The following is a 25,820-nucleotide window of genomic DNA, read 5'->3' as shown; positions in this document are numbered from 1 at the left end:
ATTAGTCTTGTCGGAACGATTGGGCAAACACTACTCCTATCGAACTCGTGCCAACAAGGAATCATAAATCCACGTCTTTTAAGAATTTCGTTAAATAAAGACCGTATTATTCCAGCGTATATTCAGTACATTCTCGCTTCCAATTTTACCCAAAATATTCTTAAGCGTTGGGCGCAGGGTGGCACGATGGGCGTCTTGAACGCTGAAATGATTAAGACATTCCCAATTCTCCTCTCCCCGAACAGAAGAAGATCGCGGCGATCCTCTCGACGTGGGATCGTGCGATTGAGGGGACGGAGAAGCTTCTGGCCAACAGCCAGCAGCAGAAAAAAGCCCTCATGCAGCAACTCCTCACAGGCAAAAAACGCCTGCCGGGGTTCACGGGGGAGTGGAAGAATTACAAATTATATGAAGTAGGAAATATAACAACAGGAAACACACCTTCTACAAAAGATGAAAGCCTGTACGGAGAAAAATTTCTATTTATTACGCCTGTTGATTTGGGCAACTGCAAGTATGTAAAAAAATCAGAACGGATGTTGAGTGAAAAAGGTGCATCGATCTCTCGTATGATCCCTGCAGGATCAATATTTTTCTCATGTATCGGAACCATTGGAAAAATGGGAATTGCAACACGGGATTGCATTACAAATCAACAAATTAACGCTATAGAGGTTAAAGAAAATTATAATAATGAGTTCATTTATTATCAGATTTTTTCTAACAAAGAACAAATAGATAAGCTCACGGCCAAGCAGGCTGTTCCAATTATAAACAAAAAAACGTTTTCAAACTTTATAATTTCATCTCCATTTCTCCCTGAGCAAAAAGCCATCGCTGCCGTCCTGACAACGGCAGACGAAGAAATTATGGTCCTTGAATCCGACCTTTCCCGTCTGCGTCAGGAAAAGAAAGCCCTGATGCAACAGCTTCTCACCGGCAAGCGCCGCGTGACGGTCGATTAAGTCATTTCAATTCGCAGGATATTTGAAAACTATGCCCCCCGCCCCGAAATTTCAGGAAGAATACAGCGCCAAACTGCCCGCACTGGCTCTGCTCAGCACCCTCGGCTGGCGATTTGTGCCCCCGTCCGAAGCACTGGCCTTGCGGGGCGGCAAGCAGAGTGCCGTGGTGCTGGACACACTCCTGCGGGCGGAACTGAAAAAACGCCGTTTTACGTTTGAAGGACAGGAGCACGCCCTGTCCGATCCGGCTATTGAGCGGCTTGTCTCCATCGTCACACATCCGGACTTCGTCTCCGGCCTGCGTGATGCCAATGAAAAGATGACAACACATCTGCTGTTCGGCATCGCCATTACCGAGTTCATCAACGGGCGCAAGGCGAACCCGACCATCGCCCTCATCGACTGGCAGAACCCGGCCAATAACAGCTTTACCTTTACCGAAGAGTTCAGCGTCCTACGCACGGATCTGACACAGACGCGCAGACCGGATATCGTGTGTTTCGTCAACGGCATTCCGCTGGCGGTGATCGAGGCCAAGCGCCCCGATGGTCAGCCGGGCAAAGGCCCGACAGTGGAGGCCGGGATTTCCCAGAGCATCCGCAATCAGAACAAGGATGAAATCCCTCAACTTTTTGCCTACAGCCAGCTTCTGCTTTCCATCACCGGGCATGACGGGCGCTATGGCACCTGCGGCACACCCAAAAAATTCTGGGCAAGCTGGAAGGAAGAGGACATTCCCGAAAGCCGGATGGAGGCGCTCAAGAACACGCCGCTTCCAGGAGCGCAGAAAGACGCGCTGTTTGCCGACCGGAAGCCCCCTGCGCGGGACTGGTTCGAGGACTGGACGTCTCGCCCGCTGCATGTCACGGATCAGGACCGGCTGCTGATCGGCCTGCTCTCGCCCGAGCGTCTGCTGGACATGGCGCGGTTCTTCACGCTGGTCGACCGCAAGGCCGGCAAGATCGTCGCGCGCTATCAGCAGGTTTTCGGCATCAAACGCCTGCTGGAACGCATCAAGTCCCGCCGCGCCGACGGCGGGCGTGAGGGCGGCGTGGTCTGGCACACGACCGGGTCCGGCAAGTCCTTCACGATGGTGTTCCTCAGCCGTGCCCTCATTCTGGATGAGGACCTTAAACAGTGCCGCATTCTGGTCGTCACAGACCGCAAGGATCTGGAACGCCAGTTAAGCATGACCTTCTCCACCGGTGGCGAACTGGCGGACAAGAAGGACAAGGAGGAGGCACTGGCCACTTCAGGTCGCCGCTTAGCGCAGCAGATCGGACATGGGCAGGAGCGCATCATCTTCTCGCTCATCAACAAGTTCCACACTGCCACCACGCTGCCCGAGTGCCATAATGACAGTGCGGATATCATCGTGCTGGTGGATGAGGGGCATCGCAGTCAGGGCGGTGAGAACCATGCCCGCATGAAGCACGCTTTGCCCAATGCCGCCTTCATTGCCTTTACAGGCACGCCGCTGCTCAAGGGGAGTGAGACCACCAGCCGGTTCGGCAAGATCATCCACTCCTACACCATGCAGCAGGCCGTCTCGGATGGCACCGTGACACCTTTGTTGTATGAAGAGCGCAAGCCCGATCTGGATGTGAATGACCGCGCCATTGATGCCTGGTTCGAGCGCATCACGCAGGGGCTGACCGAAGAGCAGGTCACGGACCTCAAGAAGCGCTTTGCCCGCGCCAATCAGGTTTACAAGGCGGATGACCGCATCAGGCTGATCGCCATGGATCTGGCGACGCATTTTGACAGCAATATCGACAGCGGCCTCAAGGGCATGCTGGCCTGTGACAGCAAGCTGTCTGCCATCCGTTACAAGCAGTATCTGGATGAGGTCGGTCTGTTTGAGAGCGCCATCGTCATGAGTCCGCCCGACACGCGCGAGGGCCATACGGAAGTCGATGAGCGCAAACAGCCCGAGATTCAGGACTGGTGGAAAAACAATGTCGGCAGCCAGAACGAAGAGGATTACACACGCGGGGTTATTGAGCGCTTCGAGAAGGATCCAGACCTCAGGCTGATCATTGTGGTCGATAAGCTGCTGACCGGTTTTGATGAGCCGAAAAATGCTGTGCTGTATATCGACAAGCCGCTCAAGCAGCACAACCTGTTGCAGGCCATTGCGCGTGTAAACCGCCTGCATGACCAGAAGAAGCATGGGCTGCTGATTGATTACCGGGGTATTCTGGCGGAACTGGACACCACACTGGCCCGGTATGACGAGCTGGCAGCCGAGAATGTCGGCGGATATGACCCGAAGGACATTGCCGGGCTGTATAGCCAGATGAGCACGGAATACCGCGAACTCCCCGCTCTGCACAAAGCACTCTGGGCCATTTTTGAGGGCGTGAAGAACAGGAGCGACCTCCAACAGCTTCGCGCCGTGCTGATGCCGCGCATGGTGGAGGAACACGGCCAGATGGTGGATGTGAACCTCAAGCGTCGGGATGACTTTTATGAAGCGCTGACGAAGTTTGCCGCCTGCCTGAAAGTGGCGCTGCAATCTGTGGCCTTCTTTGAAGACTCCAGCTTTACGGAAAAAGACCGCGCCACCTACAAGGAAACGCTGAAGCAGATGACCAGCCTGCGCCAGATGGTCATGCAGGATACCGGTGAGACGGTGGACTTCGACCAGTATGCCGAGCAAGTCAAAAAGCTGCTGGACCGGCATGTGGCGGGCGTGAAAGTGCATGAGTCCCAGGGGCTCTATGCCGTGGGCAAGATGGGCCAGAAGCCCGAAGACAACGAACCCGAAAACTGGAGTGAGGACAAAACCCGCAACGAGACGGACCTGATCCGCACCCGTGTGACGAAGATGATCGACCACGAAATGCAGGATGATCCGTACGCGAAGGAAGCGTTCTCGGCCCTGCTGCGCAAGGTGATTGAGGAGGCGGAGAGCCTGTTCGACCATCCTCTCAAGCAGTTCATGCTGTTTCAGGAATTTGAAGATCAGGTAGCGAAACGCAAACTCAACAATATTCCGTCTGTTTTTGACGGGCATCGCCATGCGCAGGCCTATTATGGCGTGTTCCTCAAAACACTGGCGGCCATCTTCAACCATAAGCAGACGGACGAGGAGAACCAGCGCTGGGTTGATCTGGCATTCGAGATCGACAGCATCGTGGACAAGGCTGTACGGGAGAACTCGCTCAGTCGCCCGGATATGGAAAAGGCGGTCAGGAAAGAACTGCTGCCGCTGCTGTTCAGCACGGGCCAGAAAGCAGGCTTTGGCGTGGACAAGGCGCAGGAGATCATTGAGCAGGTCATCCAGATCATGCGGGCTGGTCCTGCTGATACTCTACGGGGCTGAACATGGAAGAAACCCCTTCTCGCATTCTGACCTATGGAGGGGAGCAGATCCATGTAAACCTGATCCCCCGAGCGCGCCCCGGCACAACCCTGAGGATCAAGGTGCACCCGGATCTGCGTGTAGAGGCTTCTGTCCCGGATGGCACGACAGAGGCTGATCTGGACAAGGCGCTACACCAGAAAACCCGCTGGATCTGGCAGAAGCTGCGGGACTTCCGGGCGGTGCAGGAACATGCCACGCCTCGCACGTATGTCAGCGGAGAAAGCCACTTCTATCTGGGGCGGCGGCATTTGTTGAAAGTGCACCATCAGCCGGATACGCCTGAGACCGTGCGGATGCTGCGGGGGCGTCTGGAAGTGTCCGTACAGGAACGTCACGCTCTGCGGATCCAGAAGATGCTGGAACTCTGGTATTTTACGCGGGCGCAGGAGGTGTTTCGAAGCCGTCTGAATGCCCTCCTTCCCACAACGCTGTGGGTGACAAAGCCCCCCGCTCTGAAGCTTCAGCTGATGCAGACCCAGTGGGGCAACTGCTCACCGGGTGGGACCATCACGCTAAACCCGCATCTGGTCAAAGCCCCGCGTGATTGCATTGATTACGTCATCCTGCATGAACTGTGCCACCTCAAGGAGCACAATCATGGCCCTGCTTTCTGGGGGCTCATGGAACGTGCCATGCCGGACTGGGAACGACATAAGGCTCAACTGGACGGGATGGCGGAAATGATGCTGCAAAAATAACTCTATTTGACCGCAATGGGGCGCAAGCGGACTGTCGGCTTTGTACAGGACGATCGATAAAACCGGACATTCATATGGACGATACCCGCGAAGGTCTTCACTCTATTCCGATCGTTCAGATAAACCCTTAAGACTCTACTGAAAGCCGACGATATCTTGGCTCTATTTTGCCGCTGCAGTATCGGACGATATCATCTAGTTTGGGCGTCGATCCCGGGCGGTGAAATTCTGCAATGCAACCTACTAACCCGGAGGCGTTTATGCTGACTCTCCTTCATCCTGAAGTGAGGTCGCTTGTCGGGCAGTTTGCCGACGGCCTGATACCTATTCGACTTGGCACGGACGAAAAATATTCTCTGATTGTAAAAACGCAGAAAGAAGCAATATTAGCGGCGAAGATGAATGGTGGATTTGCCCTGTACCTGCCGGCACTGCCATCCACGACGGTCACGACCACCGCACTAGTTACAGCCTTTTTTGATGATGACGATCAGCCATTGATTATCCGCTCCCCTCTGTTTGAAGACGACTCATTCTCCCGCGAGATACTTGCCATTCTCAAGTATGATGAAGTCGATATCTACTTCTTCGATGACCAGAACTATGAGTGGATGAGCTTCAGGACGGCTCTAGAGGATGGTGGGAGCTGCCTCACCGACAAGGAGGATATTCATCTGCTCACCTACCATCCTGAGACGGCTAAAAGCGTTCATCAGGTCTTGATAAACTGGTTCGGACAGCGAACGCGCGATGACGATGATCGTGCCATTCAAGCGGTGTTCAAGAGTGAGCTGGCGCCCAATGATATCCTTGTCCTCGACATGACACCCGAAGTGAATGGCTACCAGGGAAGTACAGGATTCCGGCACGACTCTTTGACGCGCACTAATCCGGGCTATTTTCAGGAACGCGACATCTCGGTTTGCTTGTTACGTGCATTCAAGCCGGAGAGTATCATGATGAATCCACTACGTAAGGATACGTCCAAAGAGATACTTGACCATCTCGTGCTGACCGACTCCGTCGCCATTCTCATTCAGGCCAAGGACAGTCCGACTACGGAAGCTGGTCTTAGTCGCTCCCTTGATCGCAAGAGACTTGCGACCCGTAAGGAAGTCGACGACGCTATCCGCCAGATCAACGGTGCGGCTCGGTATCTTGGTCGCGAAGCGGTAGCGAGACTGGTCGTAGGCGGTGAAGATGTCGAAGTCTCCATCGGACGGCGTCAGATCATCGGGCTAGCCATCGTAAAGGAGCTTTTCGATGATGAGGGTGACGCCTATGCGACGGCGTGCGGGAAGCTCGCAGGGTTGAGCGGCGGCGGCCTCGTTATGGATTATAATTCTTTTCACGCTTTCACCCATCATTTCACATCAGCGGATGCCTTTATCAGTGCGCTTCATACCCTTATTGCACGCATGAGAACTGGAACTTGGTTTCCCGTGAAGCACGCCGTGCTCGACGGAATTCTGGATTGGATTGACAATATCTCTGGACAGAAATCCGACACGCCAACGTTGCCTTCGCCAAGATGAGAATCATAGCAGGCCTAAGATCGCTATGACGTAAGCATGATCCCATCTTCATCGTTCTTAGTCCGCTTGGTGAGATTCGAACTTTGACTGAGCAGAATGCGTGCACCTGTATACACGGTCAGGCTCGTCGCTATGGGCTTGGAAGGGGATTTCAAATCCGATGCCGCAGAACAAAAGCCATCACTTCGTGCCACAGTTCCTACTGCGATTTTTCTCCGTCAATGGCTCATCGGTTGGTCTTTACAACTTACGCTCTGGCAGAATCGTCACAGGAGCGAGCCTCAAGCATCAAGCCTGCCGGGATTGGTTCTACGGCCGCGACGGAAAGGCCGAGCACGTTCTGGGGCAGATCGAAGGCGGTGCCAGCTCTGTCCTGCGACGGATGATCGCGACTGGCTTGCCCCCGACGCGATACAGCGACGATCACCGCGTGCTAGCAACCTTCCTGCTCATCCAGTCGGCGCGTACGGCACAGGCCGCCGCCGCGGCTAATGAGATGGCCAGCAAGGTCGGCAAATTGATGCTACGGTACACGCTGACCGAGCCCGAACTTCTCGCCGTGCTCGACGATCTAACTATTGAACTCACCGAGCCCGCCGCGCAGGCGCTCCGGCCAGCGCTCCTGGAAACTCCTGTGATTCTCGATCTGAAGATCAAGCTTCTCCACAATGTGAGCTCGACGCCCTTTGTTTTGGGCGACCACCCGGCCGTCAAGCACAACGGGCTCTACAGCGGCGCGGACGTCTCGGTTCTTGGGTTGGCGAATCTCGGCCTGCAGTTTGTCATGCCCATCTCGCCCGAGTACGCAGTCGTCTTGTACGATGAAAAAGCCTATTCGCTGGGTAATCCGGCCAGTAACGTCGTTAAGCTGTCCTCGGCGAGCATCGTGATGGCCCTCAACGAGTTTCAATGGGCCAACGCGCTGGACAACATCTACTTCAGGCCCGGCGACGATCCGCCGCGCTGGACGCCGGATCACGATCGACTTGCAGAACTTCGTGGGAATGAGCAGGTGTCGGTCTGGGAGGACGAGGTCCGGCTCGAAGGAACCAAGCGGGCGAAGGTCATCAATGTGCAGACGCAGCGGCCAAGCCGGGCCCTTAAGATGCCTCTGTTTCGGAATCGCATGTCCCCACCGCCTCTCGTGAACGTGGGCAGGTTGCCGTTGCGAGATCCTGACTGGGCCCTCCACGTTCATCGGATGACCGCCGCATTGAACGCCGGGGTAATCCCGCAAGAGGAGTTTCACGTCCGCACCATGCCGCCTCAGTTTTTGCGCCGAATCCTACGAGAACGGGCGGGCACAAACGCGGCGACAACAGGCTGAACATGGGTGCCCTTACCCTTGGCGGCTCAAACTCGGCGGGAGGCTCTCGTCGTTCAGCTTGTGGGCCTCGAACAGCACTCGCCCGTTGCGATCATTAAGCGCTCTGTCTCGGGCGTGCTCTCCAGACGCTTCGAACCCCAAGTTTTTGGTAGGACGCCAAGGTCGGCTTGGTCAAACTGAAATGACATCTAAGCGTTGCAGACGTCCGCTTCCACTCTCGACCACGGATAGCCCAGGACCGCATTCGGCCAGTCTTGCACATTTCCGTGGAGCGGACGACACTTTCTCTATGTCGGATGTCGGGGATATAGCGGTCATTCGAGGCACCACCTCGGAACGGCCGGTTTGTCCCAAACTCTGCCTATCGCAGTTCGCCTGACAATGTCGGCTTTCGGGCGACCGCCATCACCACTTCGATGTCTGTGTTGAGGCGAAAGCAGTAAGTCCGCTTCAGCTTCTGACAATAAGATCAAACCAGCCCGTAGCGCTCCAGCAGATCGTCAATCTCCGTTCCCTGCGTCAGGTGCCTGATCAGCCCCGACGCTGGGACCTTCTCGCCATCCCGCAGTTCCGCTGCCGCCTGTAGTAGCATCCGGACATCAAAAATGCCGTCCGACACGTCCGGCACAGCGCGCCTGACGCCGCACAGGGTATAGACTGCCTCCATCGCCGTGCGGACGGAATATTCCGTCGTGAAGACCGTATCGCGTGGCGTTTCGGCGAACTGACCGAGAAAGGCGAGATTGATGCTCCCATCCGGCACCACCTTCGGCCGATCAGCAGGTGCGCGTGGCATGAACTGCGCCGTGATGAACGGCATCATGCACGGACGCGTCGTCGTCCCTGTCGCCGCAATGTCGTCGATCTGGTCCACTGGCACGCCCATATGGAACAGCCACTCACGGGTGATTTCCTCACCTGTGCAGTCCTGCATCGACTTTTTCACGTAATCGCCCGGCACGTCACTGAACAGACCGTAGAGCCAGGCCACCATCTGACCTTCGGGCTGCCCCTTGAAATGAGGCTGACGGCTGACCACCCAGCTCATCAGCCAGGATGAATCCGCGATCGTGACCGGGCCACCCGTGATGATTTTCCCCGAAAACGGATCACGCCCTGTAATCCGTTTTACAAGCTCCGGAATCCGCGCATCCCGGGTCGTAACGGTTGCCGATAGCCAGCGGGATTTTTTTGTATCGCCACAGAAGACATCTGGATTGCCAAAAGCGGTATCCTGCGTGGCGAGGTTGCGCCAGAGCTGCCAGACGCTCCCCTCTCCGATGGTCGTATCAATCGGCGCGGGTGTATGATGGTCGCCCCAGCGTGAATTCTCCACCATGGAACCGTTGGTCACGAACACCAGATCGGCCGGACCCAGGTCAACACCGGCGGCCGCGCCATTTTCCAGCCAGTCGAGATGGGTCGCAACTTTCGTTCTGCCCGACACATCAACGGCAACATTCGTCACCTTCACGCCATGACGGAACACGACGCCCTGATCGGCAAGCCACGTGGCCAGTGGTCTGCTCAGGGATTCCTGCTGGTTATATCTGGTGAATTTCAGCGTATGCAGATCCTTCAGTCCGAGGATCTGATGCACGAACCGTGCGAGATAGCGCTTCATCTCGATGGCGCTGTGCCAGGTCTCGAACGCGAACATCGACCGCCAGAACAGCCAGAAATTCGACGCCATGAAATCGCCGGACAGCACATCCGCGATCGTCTTTCCCGCCAGTTCATCCTCATCGGTCAGAATCAGGGCAATGATCTCGCGCCGCGCCTTTCCCGTGAGCGTCAGCCTGTCACGATCGGCGAGGGGCCGTCCCCGATTGCACATGGCGCGGACCGGACTTGTGGACGGATCAGCCTGATTAACCTGCCAGACTTCATCCAGCACCGAAGCTTCGGGAATTTCCAGTGAGGGAATGGAGCGGTACAGATCCCACAGACACTGGAACTGCTCTTCCATTTCCCGACCGCCGCGGATCAGCCAGCCGGTCTCCGCATTCCCCGCTCCGTCCAGCGCGCCACCGTCGCTGTCCGAAGCCTCAAGAATGGTGATGGCTGAAGGCGCCATGCCCGCGTCCCGGATCAGGAAAGCTGCTGCTGCCATGCCTCCCAGACCACCGCCCACGATCCACGCTGATCGTCCTTCCATACCCTCTGGCGCCGGGGGCTGGACATAAGCCTCGTAATTACTGTGAGCGTATCTCATGGCGCATGTCCTTTTTCTGAAAAGAGCTGATAGCGAGAAATCTTATCATCCATACGATCCAATAAGCCGCTCTGTCGTTGCGATGTATCAAGCGTCGCGAACATGGCAGTATGATCCCGCCCCCCAGTCAGCCAGAGCCGGCCTGCACCCGACATAAAAGCCCATCGGGGAGCGGCCGCTGAAGCTCCAGAGCCTCCGCTGCCGGTGCCGTCATCCAGCGCTCCATATCCTCCGGTTGCACCAGGATCACAGGCATGGCTTTCGGATGGATCGCGCCCACTTCCCGATTGGCGTCAGTGGTCAGAAAACCGAACAGATCATCCGTTGTCTCCCCGTCCGCCAGTTTGCGCACGGACGTCCATCGACACCATATCCCGGCAAAAAAAGCCAACGGCTCCCCCTCATTCCGCGCAAACCACGCCGGTCGTGATGTCCCGTCGGGCAGATGTTCCGGCTCGGAGAAGGCCGTCAGCGGCACCAGACAACGATGTTGCACGCCCTCCCAGCGCTTCCACCATGTCGAGGACGGATTGCGGATGTTGGTCACACCCCGGTCGACCTTGTGTCCCTTCAGGTAACCGGGCGGCGTCGGCATGCCCCAGCGCGCCATGACCAGTTCACGGCCACCCTCCCCGTTCCGCACGACAGGCGCCATTGTATTCGGATATATCTCTGGCAATTGCTGAAGATTGCCGGTCAGATCATCAAGAACCTTTGCGATTTCCCTGATCGCTTTCTGGTTTGATGTCATGGCGTAGAGATTGCACATCAGCGATGCTTCTCCCCGCAAGCCGGAACCAACGCCGGTTCATGTTCCGCCACAGGCTCATGCGACAGCGCGCCCGGCAGGGCAAGACAGGCCAGAAGCCCCGCCAGCGCCAGCAGAAACAGAGCAGACCACCAGCCATACAGAAAGGCGCCGGCCACGCCGCCCAGCGTGAAAGACAGTACAATGGCGGCATGCAGACCCAGGCGTTCGCGCGTACCGGTCCGTCGGACCGGGTCAACCGGATGGAAAAAGCTCTCCAGCCAGTCCGCCAGTTCCAGCCCCACATCGGTGAGCATTCCCGTCATATGGGTGGTGCGGACACGCGCCCCGGAAATGCGTGTGACCGTGGCGTTCTGGAGCCCCATGAGGAAACTCAGCCCGTAGGCCAGCACCGGATCCCGTGGCTGGGCCGAAAACAGAAGATCCACAGCCCCCAGAAGCCCGAGCAGGCAGGCTTCAAGAAGGATGCTCCGTGCGTAGATCGACGGCAGATGACGGCGACGACCTGCATTGACCAGCAGCGCCGACAGCACCGCGCCGGCGACAAAGGCCAGTATCAGACCGCAGCAGGACAGGACCAGTTCCAGATGGCCTTCATGCAGGCCGTTCGCCAGCGCGGAGACATTGCCAGTCATGTTGGCCGAATAATAGCCCACGGCCAGAAAACCGGCGGCGTTCACAGCACCGGCAATGGCCGCCAGCGAGCAGCCCAGACGCCTGTCGATGCTGGCGTTACGCTCCGCCCCCTCGTGAACAAGCACCTGTGCCTCCCATCCTGACTGAGCGCATGAGGAGACTCCGTATTCATCGGCGTCCCCCGGACAGCGATCTTTTTTATGAGCAGGATGGTAACAGCTCGCCTTCTTCCGACAAAGCTTCCTGTTTTCAATTTCTTAGGACGATATCTTCCCGGATTGCGAATTACCACAAACTTGAAGCGATACGCTCTCCCGACAGATAAATGTTGACGCCGACAGACTGTATGGAACAAATCAGGAACATATAATCAGGAAATTTGCCTGCACAAAGAACGCCGAGCCGTGACATGACTGCTGAAACCCATAAAAAACCCGGTCTGGAGACGCTGCGGGCGGCGATCAGCCGTCTCGAAGGGCACAGCGACCGACGTCGCACGGTGCTGCCTTTTGGCGTGCGCGAGATCGACGCCCGCCTACCAGGTGGCGGTCTGGCGCTGGGTGCCCTGCATGAGGTGGCCGGTGGTGGCAATGATGCCCTTCACAGCGCGGCCGCCGGTCAGTTCTGCGCCGGGATTGCGGCCCGCACACGTGGCAAGGTGCTCTGGATCGTCACCCGTCAGGATGTGTTCGCCCCCTCCCTGAAACAGGTCGGGCTGTCGGCACGGCGAACGATCTTTGTCGAGGCCAGTTCAGACGTCGATGTGCTGGCCTGTTTCGAGGAAGGACTGCGGCATGGCGGCCTTGGGGCCGTGGTCGCCGAGGTGGCGCGTCTGTCCATGACCGCATCCCGTCGTCTGCAACTCGCCGCCGAGACGTCTGGTTCGCTTGGCATCGCCATCCGCCGCTGGCGGCGGCAGACGGATGCTGCGGATTTTGGCCAGCCGACTGCCAGTGTGACCCGATGGCGGGTGTCCGTCCTGCCATCCGTGCCTTTACCGGTGCCCGGTGTGGGGCGTCCCCGTTGGCTGCTGGAACTGATCCGTGCCCGTGCGGGCGAATGTGCCGATTTTGAAGTGGAGGCCTGTGATGCCAAAGGAAGGCTCGCACCCTATATCCCGGTCGCGGATCGTCTCGCTTTACCTGCCGCTCTGGCCGACCGACCGGATCAGGAAGCGGCTTGGACCAGACGCGCCCGCGCCTGAGACGCCACTAGCCCTTGTCGGACGTGAAGGACGGCGACGGGTTGTGTTGTCGGTCGATCTCGCCGCCCGCAAGCTGGGGCTGCGCCCCGGCATACCGGTGGCCAAGGCCCAGGCGCTCTATCCCGATCTGGTGCTGATGGATGCCGATCCCGAAGGCGACCGGCTCGGACTGGAAAAGCTGGCGCTGTGGTTCCAGCACAGAATCGCGCCCATCGTGGCCGTCGATACGCCGGACGGGCTGGTGCTGGACACGACGGGGGCGGATCACCTGCATGGTGGCGAACTTCCCATGCTCAAGGATATGGTCCACCGCATGTCGGGAGCCGGTTTTTGCGCTCGGGCCGTAGTCGCGGACACCTGGGGGGCGGCCCACGCACTGGCTCGCTATGGCCGGTTAGCGATTGCTGTTGTCCCGTCAGATAAAACGACCTCTGCTCTGGCCGATCTTCCCCTTGAAGCACTCCGCCTGCCCTCCCCTATCATTGAGGGTCTGGCCACGCTGGGCGTATCCCGTATCGGGCCACTGGCTGCCATGCCCCGCGCACCGCTGGCCTTGCGGTTTGGCCCCGACATCGCCCGCAGGCTGGATCAGGCGTTCGGACGTATTGGTGAAGCCATCGTGCCTGTCCGCCCGGTTGATCCCGTGGAGGTCAGCCGTAATTTTGCCGAGCCGATCGGGGCAGCCGAGACCATCGCCCGTTATATCGGCAAACTGGTGCCGCTGCTCTGTCCGGGGCTGGACGAACGCGGACAGGGCGTGCGCCGTCTTGATCTGCTGCTGCATCGGGTGGACAGCCGCACCGAGGCGATCCGGGTCGCGACCGCCATGCCGGTACGCGATGTGAAGCGCCTGACCCGCCTGCTGTGCGAGAAAATCGAAACGATCAATCCGGGTTTCGGCATCGAGCGCATGGTGCTGATCGCGTCCCTGGCGGAGCCCTTGGATCGGCGACAGACCGTGTCTTCCCTGATCGCCGAGGAAGAAGCCGATGTGTCCGACCTGATCGACACGCTGGCCAACCGTGTCGGCATGCAGGCGCTGTATCGCTTTGCCCCCGTAGAAAGCGATCTCCCCGAACGCTCCTTCTGCCGCGTGCCCGCGCTGGCTCCCGAGGAGACAAAGGACTGGCCGGAGCACTGGCCGCGCCCTACCCGACTGCTGGCACGACCGGAACCGGTGCAGGCCATGGCGGAACTGCCGGACCAGCCGCCGCTGTTCTTCATCTGGCGGGGTGTGCGGCGGAAAGTGAAATGCGCTGACGGGCCGGAGCGTGTCTTCGGCGAATGGTGGAAGAATGACGCGGAACTGACCATTGCCCGCGATTACTTCCGGGTGGAGGACACGAGCGGCGAGCGGTTCTGGCTTTACCGGGCCGGTGATGGTGAGCATGGCGAAACCGGCTCACAGGGCTGGTTTCTGCATGGGATTTTCGGATGAGCACCTCGGCACAGCGTTATGCCGAATTGCAGGTGACAACCTATTTCTCGTTCCTGCGTGGGGCGTCTTCTCCGATCGAACTGTTTGCGCAGGCAAAGGCCCTTGGCATCGAGGCACTAGGCATCTGTGACCGCAACTCTCTGGCCGGGATGGTGCAGGCCCATGTCGCGGCAAAAGAGATCGGGCTCCGACTTGTCGTGGGATGCCGTCTCGATCTGGCGGATTTCCCGCCTGTGCTGGTCTACCCAACGGACCGGGCCGCCTATGGCCGCCTTTGCCGCCTGCTGAGCCTCGGCAAGGCCCGTGCCGGGAAAGGAAAATGCCATCTGCTCTGGGAAGATCTGGTGGCCTGGGGCGCGGGCGTGATCGTCGTCATGATCCCGGACACGGCAGATGATGCCTGCGGTCTGCATCTGCGCAAGCTGAAGGACGTCTTTGCCGATCGCGCCTACATGGCGCTCACCCTCCTGCGCCGTCCCAATGACCAGATGCGATTGTATGAACTGGCGAACCTGGCGCATCAGGCACGGGTGCCAACCGTTGTGACCAATGACGTGCTGTTCCACACCCATGACCGACGCATCCTGCAGGATGTCGTGACCTGCATCCGGCACAACACCACGATCGACGAGGCCGGGTTCGTCCGGGAGCGTCACGCGGACCGCTATCTTAAACACCCGCAGGAGATGGACCGGCTGTTCAGCCGTTACCCTGAAGCGGTCGCCCGCACCATGGATATCATGGAGCGCTGCCAGTTCTCACTTGATGATCTGGCCTACCAGTATCCCGATGAAGTGTCCGTGCCCGGTCAGACGCCCCAACAGGCGCTGGAAGCGCTGACGTGGGAGGCGGCAGCCCGCACCTATCCCGAAGGTGTGCCGGACGAGGTTCGCAAAAGCCTGCACCATGAACTCGCCCTAATAGGGCGCATGAATTATGCGCCCTATTTTCTGACCGTAAACAGTATCGTCCGCTATGCCCGTTCTCAGGACATTCTCTGCCAGGGTCGTGGGTCGGCTGCCAATTCTGCAGTCTGTTATGTGCTGGGCATCACCGCCATTGATCCGGCCCGCAACTCCCTGCTGTTCGAGCGTTTCGTCTCTGAAGAACGGGGCGAACCGCCGGACATTGATGTGGATTTCGAGCATGCACGACGCGAGCAGGTCATCCAGTGGGTCTATGAGCATTATGGGCGTGACCGCGCGGCCCTGACGGCCGTGGTGATCCGCTATCGCGCCAAGGGGGCCTTGCGGGATGTCGGCAAAGTCATGGGCTTGCCGGAAGATCTGATCCGCACACTCTCGGGCCAGATTCACGGCTGGGGGCGCAAGCTGGACGATGATGCCCTGACTGACAGCGGCATTGATCTGTCAGACCGCCGTATCCGCCTGACGCTGGATCTGGCGCGTTGCCTGATCGGCGTGCCCCGCCATCTGTCACAGCACCCCGGAGGATTTGTGCTGACCCATGACCGGCTGGATGAACTGGTGCCGATCGAACCGGCCTCCATGGAAGCCCGCCAGATTATTGAATGGGACAAGGACGATATCGACGTTCTGAAATTCATGAAGGTGGATATTCTGGCTCTCGGCATGCTGACCTGCATGAAAAAGGGGCTGGATCTTCTGGCGGACCACAAGGGCCAGCATTTCACGCTCCAGAGCATCCCGGCGGAGGATCCGCGCACCTACGCCATGATCCGCAAGGCCGATACGATCGGTGTGTTCCAGATTGAATCCCGGGCGCAGATGTCCATGCTGCCACGGCTCAAACCGCGTGTGTTTTACGATCTCGTCATTGAAGTGGCGATCGTAAGGCCCGGACCAATCCAGGGCGATATGGTGCATCCCTATCTGCGTCGCCGCGAGGGCCTAGAGCGGGAAGACTATCCCACACCTGAACTGGAAAAGGTTCTGAAAAAGACGCTTGGAATTCCGCTGTTTCAGGAACAGGCGATGCAGGTGGCCATGATCTGTGCCGGATTTACCGCAGCCGAAGCCGATCAGTTGCGTCGGGCGATGGCGACGTTCAAAAATACCGGCACGGTCTCGCAGTTTCAGACACGCCTGATCGAAGGCATGCGCGCCAACGGTTATGACGAGGACTTTGCAGAACGGATCTATCAGCAGCTCGAAGGGTTCGGGTCTTACGGATTTCCCGAGAGCCATGCGGCCAGTTTCGCCATTCTCGCCTATTCGTCGTCCTGGATGAAATGCACCCATCCGGACGTGTTTCTGGCGTCACTCCTGAATTCCCAACCGATGGGGTTCTATGCCCCCGCGCAACTGGTTCGTGATGCCCGGGAACATGGTGTGGAAATCCGGCCCGTTTGCGTCAACGCCTCACACTGGGACAGCACACTGGAAGGACCGGAAAGACCAGATGGGATGTTCGCCGTGCGACTGGGCATGAGTCTGGTCAAGGGGCTGGCCAATGACGATGCCGCCCGCATTGTTGCCGCTCGGGCCTCACGCCCGTTTACGTCGGTCGATGACCTATGGCGTCGGGCGGGTGTCAAAGCAGCAGCCCTGTACCATCTGGCCGAGGCGGATGCGTTCCGCCCTTCGCTCGGGCTGGCACGGCGCGAAGCGCTGTGGGCGATCAAAGCTCTGCGCGATGAACCGCTGCCGTTATTTGCAGCAGCGCAGGTCACGCGGGAAGCAGAGGAACCGGATGTGTTGCTCCAACCCATGCGGGATGGGGCAGAGGTGGTGCGGGATTACAACCGGCTTGGCTTGAGCCTGCGGGATCATCCCCTAGCTTTTCTGCGCAAGGATTTACAGGAACAGGGCATCCTACCCTGCCGACAGGCCCTGAACGCCAAGGACGGCAAGCGTCTCACCGTAGCGGGACTGGTGCTGGTCCGGCAGCGGCCAGGCTCCGCCGAAGGTGTGGTGTTCATAACGCTGGAGGATGAGACGGCCAACATGAACGTCATCATCTGGCCGGATCTATTCGACGCCAACCGGCGCGTCGTACTTAGCGGCCAGATGCTGGCCGTGAAAGGCATGCTCCAGAAAGAAGGCGACGTCGTGCATCTGGTGGCGAAGGAGATCACCGACCTCTCCGGGTTACTGGCGGACGTCGGGAACCGATCCTCCGCAGATACCACCGCCGACATAGACTCTGGCAGTGAACACCTCGTCGTCAGATCCCGCAATTTTCACTGAGCAATGAGGCTTGGGACGGGCATCACGCTATCGTGATAATGCCGCGTTTTAAGCGCTAACTACGCTGGAGTTTCACTCCCGATTGCATCCTATACGCATCCTGCGCGTGGAGCTAAAACGCAAAAGGCCGCCCTTGAGGCGGCCTAAGGGTTTGATATTAAACGGAAAACATGGTTGCGGGGGCACACAACCAAAGAAAACTGCCGCTTGTCAGCGGCTTCCTTGAACGGCTGTCAGCACATTTAACTAACTGAAAAAATGAAATATTTTTCTCTACTTTCGTTTGATCCTTTATCACCCTTGGTCCGAAAGAACGGGATGCCCCCTGCCCTACGGCCAGTCTGTTACTATGTCAGAGACTATGGATTGCCTTTCCCGCGATCCAGAAGACACCAAAAAGCATTGAGTGCAAATCCGTGGTTCACGATTCAGGGAAAAACAGCATGTAGCCGTTGCTTCTTACTCCCGTACCCTCCCCAACCAGAATATCCCGTATCACGAGATCATTGATATCTCACATGACTGTACCCGCCTCGCATTATTCCGACAGTTATGGGGGGGCAAACTGCCTGTCCGTTTTCTGGCTGACTTACACAGGAAACGGACGAAACGCGGCCCATATAACGACGCATCATTATTGAATGTGTGCGTTGAAAAACGGTATGGCGATCACGCTTCGATGTAGGTCTCTGACTGAACATTTCATTATGCCACCTGCCCAATGACGATCCCTCCCAGTGCGCTGATACCGACCACCACCAGGGGTGGCGCCCGCCGGACGGTCAGAAGGACGAAACTGACCAGCACGATCCCGAAATCCGCCACCGACCTGACCGCGCTCGTCCAGACCGGCGTATAGAGCGCCGCCCCCAGCAGACCCACGACCGCTGCGTTGACGCCGTGCATCGTCGCCCGAACGGCCGGCTGGCTACTGAAGGTGTCCCAGAAGGGCAAAGCTCCGATCAGGACCAGGATGCCCGGCAGAAAGATGCCGAAAAGACCGAAAGCGGCACCGGCAACACTGTGGGGAAATTGGCTGACGACCGCACCGAGATAGGCCGCGAACGTGAAAAGCGGCCCCGGAACCGCCTGTGCGGCGCCATAACCAGCGAGAAAGGCATCATCGCTCACCCAGCCTGGGGCCACAAAGGCCTCGTGCAGCAAGGGCAGCACAACATGACCGCCACCGAACACGAGTGCGCCTGACCGGTAGAAGGCGTCGAACAGGGAAATGCTCTCCGGTGCGCCATGGCGGGCGAGAAAGGGCAGACCGAAGAGCAACGCCAGAAAGAGAGCCAGTGCGACGATCCCTGCACGACGCGATACGGGCACTGTAATATGCTCGCCATCTGACGTCTGCACAGAGCGGCAAAGCCACAGGCCGGCGAGGCCCCCGAGAACGATGGCCGCAATCTGGGCAAGCGGTGAGATGGCGAACAGAACGATGAGTGCGACCGTGACCGCGATCGAAGCACGTGCCCGGTCCGGACATAGCGTGCTCGCCATGCCCCATACGGCCTGTGCGACGATGGCGACGGCGACGAGTTTCAGTCCATGAAGAAGGCCTGCACCAGTCGGGCCGACAAACGCGTTCGCGCCATAGGCGAAGAGGACTAGGATGAGCGCCGAAGGCAGAGTGAATCCCGCCCATGCAGCAAGACCGCCTGCATAACCGGCCCGCATCAGGCCAATGGAAAATCCCACCTGGCTGCTCGCGGGACCGGGCAGAAACTGGCACAGCCCGACGAGATCGGCATAGGCGCGCTCATTGAGCCACCGGCGCCGGACGACGAATTCGTCCCGGAAATACCCGATATGCGCGATCGGCCCGCCGAAGCAGGTGACACCCAGTCTGAGGAAGATGAGGAGCACCTCAAGAGCCGACCCCGGTCTTTCTGGTCCCACGCCACGCGGCACGATCGTCATTCGGTCGTTACTTTCTTATTTTCCCGTTCGACAGGAGACAATTCCCATGCACCGGCATTCATGTGTGGCTGCCGATGGCAACAGACAATCATCACTTCTGACTTGTTGGCGGCCCAGCATCACGGTGTGCCCGGTCATACGGACAGAACCTCACTGACGGGGCAAGGAACACTGCGGCAACATGCGCCCGAGAACTTTGTCCTTCAGGACGAACTGATGAAAAAGCGCCGCCGCGCCATGGCCTGTCGCAAGGCCCATGATCAGCCAGGCGTTCCACTCATGCAGCGTGTGAAACCACGTCACGGTTTCCGCCGGGAACCGTGCGAAGGGGGATGGGATCAGAAGACCGAAAAAACTCATCGTCTGCCCGGCTCCCCATCGCCAGAGGTAGCCCAACAAAATTTCCGCCAGAAGCAGCCCATAGAGCGCGTACTCCGCTCCGAGAGCGCATACCCGGTCCACTGGACGGAGAAGGTCCGACAGATGCCGCCCTTTCGTCAGACGCCAGACTATGCGGAACGCCATGATCACCGTCAGCAGGATACCGGCGGTCAGATGCGCGACAACCATCAGATGATGGACGGGTTTTGCCGGCCACTTCCAGGTCTCGCCCATGGCAAACTGAAACAGAACCAGAAAAGCCGTCAGCCAGTGAAGGATGATCGTCGGCCTGTCGTAGCGCAGGGTGTCGGTAATGTCTGGCACTGGATAGGGCATACATCTCTCGGCACAAAAAGAATCTGAATCCACTCTCATATCATCCTCACCTGACAGGATTCTGAACAGAACAGATTTTCCGAAAACATAAATATTATTGGAAATAACTCGCAATATCAGAATAAAATACCTATTGCCGTAGCAAAAACAGGGTCCTAAATCTGGTTTGTATTTATCAGAAGCAACAGGTCATCTTATGTCGCGTCTCCATCCTCTGGCCGAACGTCATGCCGTCGAGAAACTGGGATGGCTGCGCGCGGCCGTTCTCGGCGCCAATGACGGCACGCTGTCGACCGGCAGCCTCATCGTCGGCGTTGCCAGCTCTCATGCGACACGCGGCAGCATTCTCGTCGCGGGATTGTCCGCGCTGGTCGCTGGCGCCCTGTCCATGGCGGCTGGTGAGTATGTCTCGGTCAGTTCCCAGGCCGATTCAGAACACGCCGACATCGCCCGCGAGAAACAGGAACTGGCCACGGACTGGGACGGGGAAGTCACCGAACTGGCCGGGATCTATCAGAAAAGAGGGCTGGATGGAGACCTCTCGCGCAAGGTTGCCCTCGCCCTCATGAAGCACGATGCCCTCGGCGCTCATGCCAGGGATGAACTGGGTCTGTCCGAGGCCACGGCGGCAAGACCCATACAGGCGGCATTCGCCTCGGCAACCGCCTTTTCGTCCGGAGCCTTGCTGCCCGTGCTGGCAGCTGTTCTGACCCCTGTCGCGTGGGTATCCTGGGGCGTGTCCCTAACATCCGTCGTGGTTCTCGCTGTTCTGGGCGTCGTCGGCGCGCTTGCCGGCGGTGCGGCACCTCTGCGCCCGGCGCTGCGTGTGACGTTCTGGGGTATTGTTGCGATGATCGTGACGGGTGGGATTGGCCGCCTGTTCGGCGTGTGATGCGGCGTGCCATCCGCGATGCCTGTCGGCGGTTTTGGCGACATCGTCATGGTGCCGCCAGTGCGAGCCGCCCGGGAGCGGGGCGTGCTCCACGCGGTGCGCCCGTTTGTACGTATGACGGCGACGGGCGTCGTCTGGCCCGATGGGCGGGAAGAAGTCATCGACACGATCATCTGGTGTACCGGCTTCCGACCCGCGCTTAGTGTATTTGCATCACTCGACGTGATCGAGCCGGATGGGCTGATTCGTGTTAACGGGCAACAGGCCGTCAGGGAGCCACGTCTCTGGCTGCTGGGTTATGGCTCCTGGTGTGGCCCCGCATCTGCCACGCTGCTGGGCGCCGGCCGTGTCGCCAAATCCATGGTCCAGCAACTGGCGGCCTGGCTTGCGTCGCCGATATACAATGTCTGCTTATCGAAACTTTGAGCAAGTCTGAACACGGCCGAGATGAAGGCGGTTCTGACGGCAGTTTCTGCTTCACGAACAGCGTATTCGCTTGATGGGGTAATGATCCATTTGTCCGTCTTCCGAAAGAAATGTGGCGTGTTCAGCTTGCGCCTGCGCCATAAGGAGATGGTCAAACGGATCACGATGATGCAGAGGCAAAGACATCAGGATCTGTAGGTGCTCGGTCTGTATTTGTAATAGAGAGAAACCTTCTTCAGGAATGGCTGCCAGAATATCGTTCATATCCGCATCCAGCTTCCCGATACGGATTTTGATCGCAATCTCCCAGAGAGACACGGTACTCACCAGAATATCGTGAACCGGATCTGCGATGATTTCCCGTGCAGTCTCACCCAGACGGTCGGAGTCCGAAAGCCACCACAGCAACGCATGCGTATCAAGCAGAACCTTCACAAGTCGCGTTCCATGCTTTCAAGAAGGTCCGGCGGTGTCTCATCAAAATCTTCGCTTATTCTGATCCGTCCGCGCAATGCGCCGGGTCGACGACGGGGGCGATAGGAAGAGGCTGGCGGCCGCAGTTCGGCTACGACCTGGTCATGAGACGTCACCAAGATCGTACTGCCCTGCCTGACCTGACGCAGATACGCTGTCAGGTTTCCCCGGAACTCCCGAACACCGATTTTCTGTGGTAATGGTACGTTATCTGAAAGATGCTGGCCCATGGTCTCCTCCCTATGTGTCATCATAACATGTACACATAGGGAGGAGGTAGAGAATTCCTGAGGCATGTTTGTTTCAGAGATCAGTGGCTTCCGACAGAGCCAGAGCGTCCTCGACATCCACCCCAAGGTATCGAACCGTACTATCCAGTTTTGAATGACCCAGCAGGATCTGCACGGCTCGGATATTACCGGTTCGTTTGTAAATCATGGCAACCTTAGTCCGGCGGAGCGAATGAGTTCCATATTCCCCGGCGATCAGTCCCACCGCCTGGACCCATTGATCCAAAAGCCGGGCGTATTGCCTTGTGCTCAGGTGAGTTTTGGCGCTTAGGCGACTTGGAAAAACATACTCATTCAAGCCACCACCTCGATGTTCCAGCCACGCCCGCACGCTTTCTCGCGTTGTTTCTGTAATTTCGAATTGCACAGGTCGCCGGGTTTTCTGCTTAACGACCATGGCTCGGTGGCGCACCTGACCACCGGTAACGATGTCGCCGATACGAAGGCTGACAAGATCGCAGCCTCTGAGTTTGCTATCGAGAGCAAGATCAAACAAAGCTCTGTCTCTGACACGCTGTTCGCTCCCCAGCCAAAACCGAATAGCCCAGACGTGCTTTTCTTTGAGCGCCCGCTTGGCGCCAACCATTTTTCCTGCATTCCAAGGCACGGACGCCTTTAGCGTAGGCGATGGAAAACGCGTTTTCTTTTCCATGATACTTTCTCCTGATCAGCTGCACATGCAGCAATCAGAAGTCTGCAGGAGGACATCGGCGGATAACGAGAACATTACAGACCGTCCGCTTTACGGAAACTGGAACGGCACCTTTAATGACCGAGGTGAGGCGAAAGCAGTCAGTCTGCTTAGTTCTTGAAGCCAACAGACAGCTTGGGAGGGGAGAGGCGACTGTCGATTTTTGGATACAGAGGCAGCATTGGCTGCCGTGGGAAGTGCTCTAGCATTCCTACGACGATGACGTTCTGAGAATGCCTACATCGGAACCTATTTTTGCCACGACCCGATCACGTCAAGCAGCGCATCCGTAGCTTTTGTGCGATAACGCTCCTTGTGCCGCAATCCAAAGAAGGGGCGAGCAGGGAATGTGATCGGCGCCACATGCAGCATGCCTGCTTTGATAGCCGGCCCGACCACAAGTGCCGACAGAACGGCAACGCCTGCCCCGGCCTCTACGGCCGTTCGCACGCTTTCGTTGGATGGCATGGTCAGTGTCACATCGAGCGTGGTTGGATCGACGCCTATGCTACGCAGATGGCCGTCGAACGTCGAACGCGTGCCCGACCCCGGCTCCCTCAGCACCCATCGTGCTCGTCGTAGCCATCCGGCGTCGATTTGAGCGTCACCAAACGGCGTGGCGCAGACAAGCAGCAGCCGGTCCTCGCTAACCGACCAGTTCTCAAACGCGGCATCGTCGATTTCACCCTCGACGATGCCTAGATCGGCGTTGCTGTCACGAACGCGGGTCGCAGCCTGTTCGCTATTGCTGATCGCCAATTCGATATCGATCGCCGGGTAGCGTTCGTGAAAAACAGCCAAGATCGGCGGCAACCAATAGGCGGCAATGGTCTGACTGGCAACGACGCGCAGCGTACCCCGCTTCAGACCGCTGAGCTCTCCCAGCATCGCCTCGGCTGCGTCCGCCTGGGCTAAAATCCCGCGAGCATCGGTCAGTAACAGTCGTCCGGCTTCCGTCAGCCTGATACCACGCCCTACGCGGTGAAACAGCTCGATCGCGTGTCGCTCCTCAAGCGCGGCGATTGCCGCCGAAGCCGCCGATTGCGTGACGTGCAATGCGCGAGCTGCGGCGGTCATATGCTCGCGCTCGGCCACGCCGACAAAAATGCGAAGCTGCTCTAACGTCATGCAACATTGTATAGCATAAAACAATCTATAATAGCGATCAGAATAACATAAATAATGCGTTGGACTGATTGATTACCAAGACATAGATCGTGTGGCGGAAGGAATACCGCCATGGCCAGTCTCGCCCATCATCATCTCGCCTCCCCGATCGTTCAGCCTGGCTTCTTGCTTAGGCTACTGCCCGGTATTGGCCTCTGTCTTGCCGTGACCGGGGTTGCCTACGCGATGGAAGCGGCTGAATATGCGCTGGTCGGTAAGGCATGGCTGGAAGCATTGGTGATCGCGATTGTGATCGGCGCCGCGTTGCGTAGCTTCTGGACGCCAGGCACTAGGTGGCACGCGGGCATTGTCTTTAGCGCCAAATATCTGTTGGAGGTAGCAGTGGTGCTACTCGGCGCCTCCGTCAGCACCGGCATCATTCTGGCCGCTGGAGCGCCGCTGCTCATCGGAATCGCTGGCGTGGTGGCGACCTCTATCCTTGTCAGTTTCGGTATCGGCCGACTGCTTGGCCTGCCGGTGCGCATGGCGTTGCTGATCGCGTGCGGCAATTCGATCTGCGGCAATTCGGCCATCGCAGCGGTAGCACCAGTGATCAATGCTGATAGCGATGACGTAGCCGCCTCCATTGCCTTTACAGCGGTACTTGGCGTGGTGGTCGTGTTTGTCCTGCCGCTGTTTGGGTTGGTCCTGGGCCTGAGTGGGGTCGCCTTCGGCACTCTCGCCGGGCTCACTGTCTACGCAGTGCCGCAGGTTATCGCCGCCGCCTCGCCGGTGGGTCCCCTAGCGGTTCAGATGGGAATGCTAGTCAAGCTGGTGCGCGTGCTGATGCTCGGCCCAGTGTGTCTCGTCCTGTCGCTGGCAGTGCCGCGTCTTGCGCTGGGTGTGCCGCCGAAAGATGAGTTCGTATCCGATGCACCTACTGCCAGGCGGATAAACATCGCCCACCTCGTACCTTGGTTTATTGTCGGCTTCTCCGCGCTGCTGATCTGCCGCTCACTGGGACTGGTGCCGACCGCCGCCATCGCGCCGATCGGGCGCATTGCGACGCTGCTGACGGTCGTCTCCATGGCGGCGCTTGGACTCGGTGTGGATATCCGTACCGTGGCAAGAGCGGGTGGCAGGGTGACGGCGGCGGTGGTCCTGTCGCTGCTCGCCTTGACCGGGATCAGCCTGACGCTCCTGGCCACACTGCACATCCCATAATCTGCACAATCCCTCTCAATTATCGGCGAATAACGAGGACTGTTGCAGATCGTCTGCTTTCCCTGAACTTTGATAGCTCTTTCTGTGACCGACATGAGGCGGAAGCTGCCAGTCTGCTTCGAATTCATGCGCCGACCAGCAGCAATTGGGGGGTGGAGAGCAGAAGGACCGGTTCTGGGACAGCGGCGCGAACACCCGACATCAACTCACAATCGGGATAAAGTCATTAGCTAGGTTATTTCAGATATGCAGATACTATTTACGTGTCGACATTCATCAGGATCGAGTCATGCGTAGTCCATCACGAAAATTCATACCGAGAAGCGCAAGGTTGGTTGCTCCCGCCAGTAGTTCAATCAACTGAACACCATAAAATAACCAGTCGAATTTTAATTCAGATGCACGGAGCGCAAGGAAAACTGCACAGGGGACAAGGATACAGACACCATTGATCCCAATGACACGCATGCGTTTGAATTTCGTGAGCGCCAGACCGCGTGGCGCTGTCCCTGTTGTCCGGTATCCAGACAAGCCTGTGAGAGCAAGGCAGGGAATGAGAACCAGCAATCCCCACAGAATGGCGTGCTTCATGACGGCTATGGTCTGAGGATTTCCATATAGTTCTGCAATGATGGAAGCTGTCATGAAACTGGCTATGCACAGAATGGCCATCGCTCCTGTCAGAGGGTGGATGCGACGGAGAAGCTTCTGCATGTTATCGTCCTTGCGTCGATGAACCTAGGAGA

Annotated in this window: 19 protein-coding genes and 2 pseudogenes; 11 read left to right on the top strand and 10 right to left on the bottom strand. The window is 58.1% G+C overall.

Annotated features, from left to right (window positions below; translation table 11 throughout):
* Nucleotides 1-230: 230 nt before the first annotated feature.
* From EOV40_RS13615 to EOV40_RS13595, 5 genes and pseudogenes are all read left to right on the top strand, one after another.
* Nucleotides 231-965: pseudogene (locus tag EOV40_RS13615) on the top strand (restriction endonuclease subunit S); the annotation flags it as partial.
* Between the two features lie 31 nt (nt 966-996).
* Nucleotides 997-4,293: a type I restriction endonuclease subunit R gene (locus EOV40_RS13610; protein WP_128106349.1), complete on the top strand. Its 3,297-nt coding sequence runs from the start codon at nt 997-999 to the stop codon at nt 4,291-4,293.
* 2 nt (nt 4,294-4,295) lie between these two features.
* Nucleotides 4,296-5,033, top strand: coding sequence for a M48 family metallopeptidase (locus tag EOV40_RS13605; protein WP_128106348.1), 738 nt, complete (start codon nt 4,296-4,298; stop codon nt 5,031-5,033).
* Between the two features lie 260 nt (nt 5,034-5,293).
* Nucleotides 5,294-6,568: a hypothetical protein gene (locus EOV40_RS13600; RefSeq protein ID WP_244297042.1), complete on the top strand. Its 1,275-nt coding sequence runs from the start codon at nt 5,294-5,296 to the stop codon at nt 6,566-6,568.
* A gap of 160 nt (nt 6,569-6,728) precedes the next feature.
* A complete protein-coding gene (locus EOV40_RS13595; RefSeq protein ID WP_128106346.1) occupies nt 6,729-7,895 on the top strand; it encodes a DUF4238 domain-containing protein in 1,167 nt (388 codons plus the stop codon).
* A gap of 469 nt (nt 7,896-8,364) precedes the next feature.
* Here EOV40_RS13595 and EOV40_RS13590 read toward each other — a convergent pair whose 3' ends face one another.
* The 3 genes from EOV40_RS13590 to EOV40_RS13580 all read right to left on the bottom strand — a co-directional run bounded on the left by EOV40_RS13590 (nt 8,365) and on the right by EOV40_RS13580 (nt 11,640).
* The gene (locus EOV40_RS13590; RefSeq protein ID WP_061487229.1) at nt 8,365-10,110 is read right to left on the bottom strand and encodes an oleate hydratase; all 1,746 of its coding nucleotides are present in this window, start codon (nt 10,108-10,110) and stop codon (nt 8,365-8,367) included.
* Between the two features lie 127 nt (nt 10,111-10,237).
* Entirely contained in the window at nt 10,238-10,879 is a 642-nt protein-coding gene (locus EOV40_RS13585; RefSeq protein ID WP_035379799.1) for an SOS response-associated peptidase, read from the bottom strand.
* Nucleotides 10,879-11,640, bottom strand: coding sequence for a YoaK family protein (locus tag EOV40_RS13580; protein ID WP_052051316.1), 762 nt, complete (start codon nt 11,638-11,640; stop codon nt 10,879-10,881). The genes EOV40_RS13585 and EOV40_RS13580 overlap by 1 nt, the downstream gene beginning before the upstream one ends.
* Before the next feature lie 284 nt (nt 11,641-11,924).
* On the opposite strand from EOV40_RS13580, the gene EOV40_RS13575 reads away from it, so the two are divergent.
* The 3 genes from EOV40_RS13575 to EOV40_RS13565 are packed head-to-tail and all read left to right on the top strand — an operon-like array spanning nt 11,925 to nt 17,327.
* Entirely contained in the window at nt 11,925-12,719 is a 795-nt protein-coding gene (locus tag EOV40_RS13575) for an ImuA family protein (RefSeq protein ID WP_128106345.1), read from the top strand.
* A complete protein-coding gene (locus EOV40_RS13570) occupies nt 12,604-14,157 on the top strand; it encodes a DUF6504 family protein (RefSeq protein ID WP_208729359.1) in 1,554 nt (517 codons plus the stop codon). The genes EOV40_RS13575 and EOV40_RS13570 overlap by 116 nt, the downstream gene beginning before the upstream one ends.
* Nucleotides 14,154-17,327 carry an error-prone DNA polymerase gene (locus EOV40_RS13565; protein ID WP_128106344.1) on the top strand — a complete coding sequence of 1,058 codons (3,174 nt, stop codon included), beginning with the start codon at nt 14,154-14,156 and terminating at the stop codon, nt 17,325-17,327. Before EOV40_RS13570 ends, EOV40_RS13565 begins: the two co-directional genes overlap by 4 nt.
* Before the next feature lie 705 nt (nt 17,328-18,032).
* On the opposite strand, the gene chrA is transcribed toward EOV40_RS13565, so the two are convergent.
* A complete protein-coding gene (chrA, locus tag EOV40_RS13555; RefSeq protein ID WP_128106343.1) occupies nt 18,033-19,253 on the bottom strand; it encodes a chromate efflux transporter in 1,221 nt (406 codons plus the stop codon).
* Nucleotides 19,254-19,403: 150 nt separating this feature from the next.
* Nucleotides 19,404-20,009: a cytochrome b gene (locus EOV40_RS13550; RefSeq protein WP_244297040.1), complete on the bottom strand. Its 606-nt coding sequence runs from the start codon at nt 20,007-20,009 to the stop codon at nt 19,404-19,406.
* 157 nt (nt 20,010-20,166) lie between these two features.
* On the opposite strand from EOV40_RS13550, the gene EOV40_RS13545 reads away from it, so the two are divergent.
* Together EOV40_RS13545 and EOV40_RS13540 are read left to right on the top strand one after the other, a co-directional pair.
* Complete coding sequence (locus tag EOV40_RS13545) at nt 20,167-20,862, top strand: VIT1/CCC1 transporter family protein (protein ID WP_128106342.1); 696 nt, start codon at nt 20,167-20,169, stop codon at nt 20,860-20,862.
* Nucleotides 20,863-20,865: 3 nt separating this feature from the next.
* Nucleotides 20,866-21,288: pseudogene (locus EOV40_RS13540) on the top strand (pyridine nucleotide-disulfide oxidoreductase); the annotation flags it as partial.
* Nucleotides 21,289-21,339: 51 nt separating this feature from the next.
* On the opposite strand, the gene EOV40_RS13535 reads toward EOV40_RS13540, so the two are convergent.
* From EOV40_RS13535 to EOV40_RS13520, 4 genes are all read right to left on the bottom strand, one after another.
* Entirely contained in the window at nt 21,340-21,723 is a 384-nt protein-coding gene (locus EOV40_RS13535; protein WP_094755956.1) for a type II toxin-antitoxin system VapC family toxin, read from the bottom strand.
* Nucleotides 21,720-22,058 (bottom strand): type II toxin-antitoxin system Phd/YefM family antitoxin, encoded by a 339-nt coding sequence (locus tag EOV40_RS13530; protein WP_208729357.1) that lies wholly within the window; start codon nt 22,056-22,058, stop codon nt 21,720-21,722. The genes EOV40_RS13535 and EOV40_RS13530 overlap by 4 nt, the downstream gene beginning before the upstream one ends.
* A 7-nt stretch (nt 22,059-22,065) precedes the next feature.
* Nucleotides 22,066-22,704, bottom strand: a complete 639-nt coding sequence (locus EOV40_RS13525; protein WP_128106340.1) for a tyrosine-type recombinase/integrase — start codon at nt 22,702-22,704, stop codon at nt 22,066-22,068.
* A gap of 288 nt (nt 22,705-22,992) precedes the next feature.
* Nucleotides 22,993-23,871, bottom strand: coding sequence for a LysR family transcriptional regulator (locus EOV40_RS13520; RefSeq protein ID WP_128106339.1), 879 nt, complete (start codon nt 23,869-23,871; stop codon nt 22,993-22,995).
* Between the two features lie 111 nt (nt 23,872-23,982).
* On the opposite strand from EOV40_RS13520, the gene EOV40_RS13515 reads away from it, so the two are divergent.
* On the top strand, nt 23,983-25,074 hold the full coding sequence (locus tag EOV40_RS13515; protein ID WP_128106338.1) for a YeiH family protein: 1,092 nt from the start codon (nt 23,983-23,985) through the stop codon (nt 25,072-25,074).
* A gap of 276 nt (nt 25,075-25,350) precedes the next feature.
* Here the strand turns inward: EOV40_RS13515 and EOV40_RS13510 are convergent, their stop codons facing one another.
* The gene (locus tag EOV40_RS13510; RefSeq protein WP_244297039.1) at nt 25,351-25,788 is read right to left on the bottom strand and encodes a hypothetical protein; all 438 of its coding nucleotides are present in this window, start codon (nt 25,786-25,788) and stop codon (nt 25,351-25,353) included.
* Nucleotides 25,789-25,820: the final 32 nt, after the last annotated feature.

The organism is Acetobacter oryzoeni, assembly GCF_004014775.2.
GTDB lineage: Bacteria > Pseudomonadota > Alphaproteobacteria > Acetobacterales > Acetobacteraceae > Acetobacter > Acetobacter oryzoeni.
This window is presented reverse-complemented; position numbering and strand designations above follow the sequence as displayed.

Bases quoted from the DNA above. Each gene is read 5' to 3' on its own strand.
- EOV40_RS13610 (WP_128106349.1), top strand. From the start codon at position 997: ATGCCCCCCGCCCCGAAATTTCAGGAAGAATACAGCGCCAAACTGCCC.
- EOV40_RS13605 (WP_128106348.1), top strand. From the start codon at position 4,296: ATGGAAGAAACCCCTTCTCGCATTCTGACCTATGGAGGGGAGCAGATC.
- EOV40_RS13600 (WP_244297042.1), top strand. From the start codon at position 5,294: ATGCTGACTCTCCTTCATCCTGAAGTGAGGTCGCTTGTCGGGCAGTTT.
- EOV40_RS13595 (WP_128106346.1), top strand. From the start codon at position 6,729: ATGCCGCAGAACAAAAGCCATCACTTCGTGCCACAGTTCCTACTGCGA.
- EOV40_RS13590 (WP_061487229.1), bottom strand. From the start codon at position 10,110: ATGAGATACGCTCACAGTAATTACGAGGCTTATGTCCAGCCCCCGGCG.
- EOV40_RS13585 (WP_035379799.1), bottom strand. From the start codon at position 10,879: ATGTGCAATCTCTACGCCATGACATCAAACCAGAAAGCGATCAGGGAA.
- EOV40_RS13575 (WP_128106345.1), top strand. From the start codon at position 11,925: ATGACTGCTGAAACCCATAAAAAACCCGGTCTGGAGACGCTGCGGGCG.
- EOV40_RS13570 (WP_208729359.1), top strand. From the start codon at position 12,604: ATGCCAAAGGAAGGCTCGCACCCTATATCCCGGTCGCGGATCGTCTCG.
- EOV40_RS13565 (WP_128106344.1), top strand. From the start codon at position 14,154: ATGAGCACCTCGGCACAGCGTTATGCCGAATTGCAGGTGACAACCTAT.
- chrA (WP_128106343.1), bottom strand. From the start codon at position 19,253: ATGACGATCGTGCCGCGTGGCGTGGGACCAGAAAGACCGGGGTCGGCT.
- EOV40_RS13550 (WP_244297040.1), bottom strand. From the start codon at position 20,009: ATGAGAGTGGATTCAGATTCTTTTTGTGCCGAGAGATGTATGCCCTAT.
- EOV40_RS13545 (WP_128106342.1), top strand. From the start codon at position 20,167: ATGTCGCGTCTCCATCCTCTGGCCGAACGTCATGCCGTCGAGAAACTG.
- EOV40_RS13530 (WP_208729357.1), bottom strand. From the start codon at position 22,058: ATGCCTCAGGAATTCTCTACCTCCTCCCTATGTGTACATGTTATGATG.
- EOV40_RS13525 (WP_128106340.1), bottom strand. From the start codon at position 22,704: ATGGAAAAGAAAACGCGTTTTCCATCGCCTACGCTAAAGGCGTCCGTG.
- EOV40_RS13520 (WP_128106339.1), bottom strand. From the start codon at position 23,871: ATGACGTTAGAGCAGCTTCGCATTTTTGTCGGCGTGGCCGAGCGCGAG.
- EOV40_RS13515 (WP_128106338.1), top strand. From the start codon at position 23,983: ATGGCCAGTCTCGCCCATCATCATCTCGCCTCCCCGATCGTTCAGCCT.
- EOV40_RS13510 (WP_244297039.1), bottom strand. From the start codon at position 25,788: ATGCAGAAGCTTCTCCGTCGCATCCACCCTCTGACAGGAGCGATGGCC.